Here is a 7000-nt window from a genome sequence, read left to right on the forward strand (position 1 = left end):
CATACTGAGTAGAAGATTACTAGGAATGTGCAGGCGCACGATGGAGGTCACCATGTCAACGGAAGGAACAATTCAAGGCACATCGTATCCCACGGAACTGAATTTTATTGTTGAGCCGGGATTTATTATCAACACCAAGCGTATCATTACCTGGGCCAATGATACATTTATGGAGAAATTTCAATATACTGAAGATCAGGTTTTTGGGAAGATGACCTGTGAGGAAGTCTGCGGCATGACTTTCTGTGGAACCAAGGACTGCCCGGCAGAAAAGAGCCTTCGCATACATAAACCGGTGGAAGTGGACGCTCTTCAGGTTAACGATGCGGGAGTTCAATGGTTTCAAAGCACCGCAAGACCCGTGAATGGAAATGGGGATGTCCTGGTAACTCTTCGTGATATCACTACCATCAAACAGCTGGAAGCCAGATTGAACCAAATGGAGACAGATCTGAATGTCATTCCCACACCCATTATGGAGATTGATGATAAGTTTACCATAACATTTATGAATCCCGCCGGGGCAGCTGTGGCAGATATGCTGCCGGACGAGGTGATTGGCAAAAAGTGCTATGACCTTTTTAAAACACCGCACTGCAAAACAGAAAAATGTGCATGTGCCAGGGCAATGAAAACTGACTCCGTGGTTTCAGAACAGACCATTGCCAGACCAAGGGATGGCGTGATTGTGCCCATCAAATATACTGGTGCCCCCATCAAGGATGCCAAGGGTAATATTACAGGTGCCCTGGAGTATATTCTTGATGTGACCGAAGAGACAAAACAGCAGCAGCTTGCCGATGAAAAGATAGAAAATCTCAATACCATTCCTACCCCTATCATGGCCATGGATACGGATTTCAACATCACATTCATGAATCCAGCCGGTGCGGCCGTGGCAGGCATGACACCCGATGAGGTGATCGGCAAAAAATGTTACGACCTTTTTAAGACACCCCATTGTAAAACAGAAAAGTGCGCATGTATGCGTGCCATGAAGACAGATTCCGTGGTGACTGAGCAGACCATAGCCCGCCCCAAGGAAGGTGTGATTGTGCCCATTAAATATACCGGCGCGCCTATCAAGGATGCCAAGGGCAATATCAAAGGAGCCCTTGAATACATCCTTGATGTAACTGAGGAGGCGAAACAACAGCAACTTGCCGATGAAAAGATAGAAAATCTCAATGCCATTCCCACCCCCATAATGTCCATAGATACAGACTACAACATTACGTTCATGAACCCTGCAGGAGCTGGTGTCGTAGGCTTGACGCCGGACGAGGTGATCGGTAGGAAATGTTTTGAATTGTTTAAAACCCCACATTGTCAAACGGAAAAATGTGCCTGTACGCAGGCCATGCGTAACGACGCAATCGTCACTGAAGAAACCATTGCCCGTCCAGGGGAAGGGATGATTGTACCCATTAAATATACCGGTGCGCCCATCAAGGATGCCAAAGGTAATATCAAGGGCGCCCTGGAGTTTATCATCGATGTAACGGAAGAGGTTCGACAGCGACATGATGCCAACACCAAAATAGAAAATCTCAATGCTATACCCACACCCATATATTCCATAGACACGGACTACAACATCACATTCATAAATCCCGCCGGTTCAAGGGTTTTTAATTTAACGCCGGACGAGGTCATTGGCAAGAAATGTTTTGAGCTGTTCAAGACTCCCCATTGCCAGACGGAAAAATGCGCCTGCAACCGAGCCATGAAGACCGATGCTGTTGTCAGTGAAGAGACCATTGCCAGGCCCAGGGATGGTGTGATCATGCCTATTAAGTATACCGGCGCACCTATCAAGGATGCCAAGGGCAACATGGTCGGCGCTCTGGAGTTTGTGCTTGATATTACCGATGAGGCACGTCAGCGCCAGGAAGCCAATGAAAAGATAGAAAATCTCAATGCCATTCCCACCCCAATATTTTCTATAGACACTGAATATAACATTACTTTCATGAACCCGGCCGGGGCCAGCATGTTAAATCTGACAACAGACGCTGTGATAGGCAGGAAATGTTATGAATTGTTTTCAACCAATCACTGCCGATCCGCTGATTGCGCCTGTACCCAGGCAATGCAGAAAGATAAGGTGGTTTCCGCAAAAACTGTGGCCAACGTGGAAGGGAAGCAAATCCCCATTAAATATACCGGTGCCCCGATCAAGGATGCCAAAGGAAATATCAAGGGCGCGTTGGAGTTTTGCCTGGATGTGAGCATGGAAGCAGAGCTTGAAAAAGTGGTATCCTCGGCCAGTGACCAGGTCGCCGGACTGGTTGCAGAATCAACCCGGCAGATGGAGCAGGTCCGCAGCGATATGACATCCATGGGAACCTCCATTGACCAGGAAGTAACCTTCCTGGATCAGTCTGAAGAGACCATCAGCATGATGTTGCAATCTTCAGTGGAAATGCTGGCTGAAACGGAAAAAGTGAATGAGCTTTCTTCAAGTGTATCCCGGGAGGCTGAAAACGGGCGCAAGGCCGGTGCAGAGGCTGGTGGAAAGATGAAGGAAATCAATAAATCAATGCAGCAGAACAACGAAATGGTGTCCAGCCTTGTTGCGCAGCTGGAAAAAATCGGCGGGTTTGTCGATATCATTAAGGATATCGCCTCTCAGACAAATCTGTTGGCCTTTAACGCTGCCATTGAAGCTGCCCGGGCAGGTGATGCTGGCAGGGGGTTTGCGGTTGTTGCAGACGAGGTGCGCAAACTTGCAGAAAACAGTTCAAGATCTGCGGTGGATATATCAAACATTGTCAAGGTCGTGGAAAAAGATTCCAGACAAACCATTGATGCCATGCAGGACGGTATGAGAATGCTGGATGACGGCAGTCTGGTCATCAATACTGCTCTGGAGGCCATGGAACGTATTTCCGGTGGTATTATGAATATTTCTTCCTCTGTTTCCGATGTACAGGGAAAGGCCACGAAACTTGCCGATGATGGAAAGAGCGTGAAAGATCAGATTCAGAGCGTGGTGAAGGCCTCGGGGAAGAATCAGGAGACAATTGAAGGTGTGCAGCATACCGTAGCAGATACCGCACAGGCGTTGGATCGTCTGATTGCATCCAGCAAATCGCTGCAGGATGCCGTACAATCCATGTGTGATTAAAGCCGGCAGGTAATGGCTTGCCGGGGTGCCTCGCGGAATTCCCCTGAGGTCTTTGAAAAGGACTGCCAATACCATCACATCAAGGGGACGGATGACGCTTATTGTCTGGGGTATGGAGTTTCCCAGCGAAACTCCATACTGTGTGTGTTGTTCATAAGCAGCCTGGGTTTTTTCTCTTTCCATTTGATTGCAGAAAGGCTTGGGCGGTGAAACCGCAGACACGCTGCCAGCGGTTTAGGTCACGGGAAAATAAATTATCCAATCTTGCTTGTCTCTCAACTCGGTGACGTCGTCGCGTCAATGGCTCAATACCTCCAGTATGGAATCGTTGACACGACGACGTTACCAACCTAGGCAATTTTTGGATATTCATTATTTTCCGCGACCCTTAGAATGATGTAAATGTCAAACAACCTGAAACTGGCTCGCCGCGACAGGGTATTTTGTTGAATGTGGACTAAAAACACCCTGATTTTGCGATGCCAAGATATTGCATACTCTCTATGTGTTACATTATGAAAAATTGGGACTAAAGCAGGAACAGGTATGACCTTGTTTGGCGACCAGATATTTACCAAGCGCTTGGTATTGCGGCGTATCCAGGAAGAGGATTTGGCCAATCTAGCCAGGTGGAGCAACAGTCAGGAGGCACATGGGCCATATTTAAGTCCTGATAAACAATCTTTGCAGCATTTTCGTGATCAACACACTGCCGGTTCGTTGTGGTGCGACCATTCCAAGTATTTTATTATTCAACATAAAAACGGCGCACCTCTTGGGACTATTCATTACTGGTTACGTAATGAGACGAACAGCATCGGCGTGATGGCAATAAAAATTGCATGTCCTGAAGAGAGGAGAAAAGGATTCGGTACAGAAGCACAAAAGTTTCTTATAATGTTTCTCTTTCAGCGCCTTCGCCTGGATGCTGTGGACATGTATACTGATATTAACAATGTAGCCCAGCAACGTTGTTTGCAAAAGTTGGGTTTTGAGGTGTTGGATTCATTGAGTTACGCTGATCACAAGGTGCACAGACAGGGCTTTTTGTATCGTCTGCATCGCAAGAGTTTTTTCGAACATCCGATTTATCAGCATCATTATGAATAAAAAAACAGCTATTCTGCTTGACCGCAGATACCATAATCATCAGATAAGCAGGCAGTCCCTGGAAAATGCTGATCGCATTCGTGGGTTGTATCTGACCCTGGAAGAGGAGCGATATGCAAACAGTTTGCAATTCATTAAGCCCAGAGAAGCATCCCTGTCTGATATTACTGCAGTGCACTCTGAGATGTATCTTGACCAGATACGCCAGCATGCCGCCTCGGGTGATCCCTATGCCTATGATAAAGATACCTATCTCATGGAGGAAACCTTTTATACTGCTCAGCTTGCAGCGGGAGGGTGTCTTGAACTGGCTGATCTGATTATGGCTGGCGAGGCTGATTACGGCTTTGGCCTGATTCGTCCTCCAGGGCATCATGCAGAGGCGGGCCGTGGGATGGGATTCTGCGTGCTGAATAATATCGCAGTAACAGCCGAGTATCTGCGTAAAGTGTATGGGCTGCAGCGTATACTGATTTTTGACTTTGATGTCCATCACTGCAACGGAACCCAATCTGTTTTTTATGAAAACAGCCAGGTACTGGTGATGTCCATACATGAGGAACGAATTTTTCCTTTTACAGGATCCCGCAATGAAATCGGTAAGGAAGAAGGGTGTGGATACACCATAAATCTGCCAGTGCATGCCCAGTTTGCCGATGAGGAATATACCTATCTGACAGGAAAAGTATTGAGCAGTGTGGTTGAACAGTATCTCCCTCAGATTATATTGGTTTCAGCCGGCTATGATGCCCATAAAGAGGAAACTATCAGCAAGACCTTGCTTTCCACATCGTGGTTTGCCTCCATTACCTCCCTGTTAAAAATTCTGGCAAAAGATGCCTGCGACAACCGGTTATTATTCGTGCTTGAAGGAGGATATAACCCCACTTCATTACAGCAGGCCGTGCTGGCCACCATTGATGAGCTGATTAATCCCAGGATGCTGCGGCCTGGAATCATGTATTCAGAGCGTGCACAGCGCATACTGTGGAATCACCCCCTGCATACTCATTGGACACTGTAAGGACAGGGACATCATGAAACCGCCTTTGCACGAAAATACACTCCAGCTCAGTCAGAGTACTTTACAGACCATGTTTCACGAATGCCGCCAGTGTGGTACATGCTGCAAAAGTTACCGTAAAATAACCCTTCAGCCAGATGAAGTGGATTTTATCAAGAAAATGGGAGGGCATGTGGGAGTAGATGTCTCGCTCAATGAATTGCGAACCAAAACTATGGATGAGCTTGTCGAGAAGGCTAAAGCAAGCGGCAAAGTCTTTATGATTCATCCGGATGACAAGGGGTGCGTTTTTTTGGAAAAAAGAAACAGCAGGTATTATTGCAAGATTTATCATTATCGTCCACAGTCTTGCAAAGGATTTCGTTGTAACCTGGCAGACAATAGTCTCTTTGACCTGGTGGGACGTGGAGCTATTCATCTGCTTGGGCAAAACACTTTTGGGCAGCCTTTACAACCCAAGTGAAAGGAGGCAGACTCTGCTAGCCGCTGTGAGCGGTCAGGGAAAACGCCTCACATCGCTTGGTATATCTGTCTCTGCACACAAAATCTTTTACACGCATCATGTAAGGTGATGCGAACCGGGGCAGGGTGATTATCACTGTTCTTTTTGGGCAACTGCTCACAGCGCACCTGATCTTTCCGCGATCAGCCTGGCTTATGTATAATCCAATACGCAGCTCCAGCCTGTTTGCAAAAACTGCAGGCGCCCTGTAACCAGTTGTAAATGACAGAGATTTCCAAGCATATTGGTCTTACCTATGAGTAGTAGCCTTTTTGGGGATACGTACAGTGTGAATGAACCTGCGAAACTTCCGGCTTACAGAAAACGGTTATCTGACCGCTTTTCGGCCACCTGAGCAACGTCGGCTTTCATCCATCCTGAGCGGCTCTGTTCAACACTGTCAAAGTTATGAATATAGGGCTTAACATCCAGCAACGGGGTACTATCGACGATATCGATACCCTGTACAATCAATCTGTTGTTTTCAACAGCAAGTAACTCTACTATCGACAGGCCTATATGGTTGGGACGCAGGGGAGAGCGTGTCGCAAAGACTCCTCTCTTGCAGGTATCCATGAAAGGGGTGACTACCAACTCGGTTCGTGTGCTGAGATGAAAGTGATACAGCAGGATGATATGGCTGAATCCACTGAGATCTGCCAGGCCTTCTGTGTAGTCGGGATAGATTTCTACTGTTCCCCGCAGAGAGGTCGCACCCTTTGGTTGTATCGGAGCATTTTGGGGATTATCAATGGGTGAATGTATGAGGCCGATGGGAGTGAGTTCTATGTTCATAGTGTCTAAATCCTTGCTCAGCGTTGTAATGCAGTATGAGGTAGTTTTTAGTACAACAGACTCTTACTGTACCACAAAAAAGACTCATGCGCCCTTAACGGTAACTGATCACAGGGTGTAATTTTTGGCTGGCGACATTGCCTGGGATTTGCTAAAGTATCTCCTTATAAACAGGAGCAAACACTTTGGCAAATCAACTTTATAAAATACGCGGTCGCAGCATTGATCAAGCCGACCTGGATAGTATACGCGATACCATTGCCTTGCATTGGGACAAAGGCCGGTCAGCCATTTCCAGAGCTTTGTGTGAGCAGTGGCATTGGTACCAGGCGAACGGGAATTTGAAAGATCGTGCCTGTCGAGTCATGCTGCTGAAGCTTGAGGATAAAGGTGAAATACAGCTGCCTCAGCGTATTACTGAAAAAAGACCGCTCAGAAA

5 protein-coding genes and 1 pseudogene are annotated in these 7000 nt (G+C 47.0%); 5 read left to right on the plus strand and 1 reads right to left on the minus strand.

What is annotated here, in order from left to right; translation table 11 throughout:
* Positions 1–52: 52 nt before the first annotated feature.
* From G493_RS0112305 to G493_RS0112320, 4 genes are all read left to right on the plus strand, one after another.
* Entirely contained in the window at positions 53–3130 is a 3078-nt protein-coding gene (locus tag G493_RS0112305; protein WP_153306500.1) for a PAS domain-containing protein, read from the plus strand.
* Between the two features lie 546 nt (positions 3131–3676).
* The gene (locus G493_RS0112310) at positions 3677–4240 is read left to right on the plus strand and encodes a GNAT family N-acetyltransferase (protein ID WP_028580641.1); all 564 of its coding nucleotides are present in this window, start codon (positions 3677–3679) and stop codon (positions 4238–4240) included.
* Entirely contained in the window at positions 4233–5264 is a 1032-nt protein-coding gene (locus G493_RS0112315; RefSeq protein WP_028580642.1) for a histone deacetylase family protein, read from the plus strand. The genes G493_RS0112310 and G493_RS0112315 overlap by 8 nt, the downstream gene beginning before the upstream one ends.
* A gap of 13 nt (positions 5265–5277) precedes the next feature.
* Positions 5278–5727, plus strand: a complete 450-nt coding sequence (locus tag G493_RS0112320) for a YkgJ family cysteine cluster protein (RefSeq protein ID WP_051309263.1) — start codon at positions 5278–5280, stop codon at positions 5725–5727.
* A 354-nt stretch (positions 5728–6081) separates the two neighbouring features.
* Here G493_RS0112320 and tsaA read toward each other — a convergent pair whose 3' ends face one another.
* Positions 6082–6561, minus strand: a complete 480-nt coding sequence (gene tsaA, locus G493_RS0112330) for a tRNA (N6-threonylcarbamoyladenosine(37)-N6)-methyltransferase TrmO (RefSeq protein ID WP_028580644.1) — start codon at positions 6559–6561, stop codon at positions 6082–6084.
* A gap of 185 nt (positions 6562–6746) precedes the next feature.
* On the opposite strand from tsaA, the pseudogene G493_RS0112335 reads away from it, so the two are divergent.
* Positions 6747–7000, plus strand: a pseudogene (locus G493_RS0112335) (Druantia anti-phage system protein DruA); the annotation flags it as partial.

Source organism: Desulfogranum japonicum DSM 18378, from assembly GCF_000429945.1.
GTDB lineage: Bacteria > Desulfobacterota > Desulfobulbia > Desulfobulbales > Desulfobulbaceae > Desulfogranum > Desulfogranum japonicum.

Excerpts from the sequence above, each read along its gene's own strand:
- tsaA (WP_028580644.1), bottom strand. The coding sequence starts at position 6,561 with ATGAACATAGAACTCACTCCCATCGGCCTCATACATTCACCCATTGAT.
- G493_RS0112310 (WP_028580641.1), top strand. The coding sequence starts at position 3,677 with ATGACCTTGTTTGGCGACCAGATATTTACCAAGCGCTTGGTATTGCGG.
- G493_RS0112305 (WP_153306500.1), top strand. The coding sequence starts at position 53 with ATGTCAACGGAAGGAACAATTCAAGGCACATCGTATCCCACGGAACTG.
- G493_RS0112320 (WP_051309263.1), top strand. The coding sequence starts at position 5,278 with ATGAAACCGCCTTTGCACGAAAATACACTCCAGCTCAGTCAGAGTACT.
- G493_RS0112315 (WP_028580642.1), top strand. The coding sequence starts at position 4,233 with ATGAATAAAAAAACAGCTATTCTGCTTGACCGCAGATACCATAATCAT.